Consider the following 1404-nt stretch of genomic DNA (forward strand, 5'->3'; position numbering starts at 1 on the left):
TGCTCCGAACGCCGTGACCGTCATTCCCAGTGCGCTGACCAGGACTGCCGCTTTGCTGTCGGCCCTGGCGATCTCGGTACGCAGATCGCCGAGCAGGCGGGTCGCCGCATCGTCGGCGGCGGGTGCGGGGGGCTCGGGAACGGTCATGGGGGTGCCTGGGTCGGGGAGTCCGGGCGGTCGACCGTGTCGGCGTCGGTGTCCGTGTCGGTGTCCTTGTCCGTGGGCGCCTGGGGGGATGCGTACGCGGGCGGCGCGCCGTACCCAGGAGGTGGCGTCCAGCCCGCGGTCGGTGCGTACGCGGGCATTGGGGGCTCGGGTGGCGACATGGACGCCTCCGCGGGTACTGCCGGTGTTTCTGGTGCCGGCGTGGGTGACCACGTCGACAGGGGTGGCTCGGGGTCCGGGACGTCGGTGCCGGTCTCCACCGGAAGCGGTGTCGGCCCGTTCGCGACGCCCGGCAGTCGCTGGTTCAGGATCTCGTTCACCGCCCGCAGAGCACGTTGCTTGGCTCCTGCCAGTTCGTACTGCTCCGCCTGACCGTCGCCGAGGAGCTGCGTGACCAGATCCATCTGGGACTGGAGGAGTCGCAGTTGGTCGTCACGCAGACTCTGCATGACCAGTCGCGAGTCGTCCGGGTGCTGCGACAGGTGCAGCGCCCAGGCCGCGACCCCACCCCTTTCCAGATGATGCTGGTAGAAGGCGATCTTCTGCGCCTCGACGGACTGCATCGCCACCTGGTGCTCACCCTGGAGCATGGCCAGTTCGTGCTCCCTCCTCCGCTGCTCCACGACCAGTTCGTGCTGCCTCGCTCCGTACAGCTCCGCCCTTCCCAGCTGGAGCATGTCCTGCTGCCGCGCACGTTCGTCGTGGGCGATGTCCTGGGTCTGTCCGAGCCGGGTGGCGTGGATCTCCTCGGCGCTCGCGTGGGTCAGGGCCTGCAGCCGCCTCTGATGCTCGATGTTCTCGTCGTCCCTGCGGACGCGGATCGTCAAGTTCACCTGCAGACCGGCGCTCGCCCCGAGCGGACCGTGGATGTGAATGGCGTGCAGCAGCGCCTGTTCGGCATCGGCGCTGTGGGCGATCGTGAAGCTCCGGGTGGTCGGCCGTCCTACCCTGCTGATCTCACCGAGCAGCAGATCCGGCACGTCGCGATGGCGGCTCTCGACGAAGCGCGCGGGGTCGATCACCTGCCACGAGAGATCGACACCGACCGGGAAGGAGAACGCGTCGTTGTCGCTGGGCAGCGTCAGCTCGGTGTGCAGGGGGTGGATCCCCATGTCGACCTCGTACACGGCCGTGAACCGCTTTGTGGCCACTTCACCGCGGGTGGGCCGCAGGGGCGGCAGGAATGCCTCGTATTCGCCTTTCGCGGTGGCGAACACCAGGGCGTTGTCGACCCGCAGG

At 68.8% G+C, this 1404-nt stretch carries 1 pseudogene; it reads right to left on the reverse strand.

The features are described from left to right. Positions 1–143: 143 nt before the first annotated feature. Positions 144–1404, reverse strand: a pseudogene (locus tag ACFXKA_RS42785) (hypothetical protein); the annotation flags it as partial.

The sequence above is a fragment of the Nocardia sp. NPDC059228 genome (genome assembly GCF_042754245.1).
Classification (GTDB): domain Bacteria; phylum Actinomycetota; class Actinomycetes; order Mycobacteriales; family Mycobacteriaceae; genus Nocardia.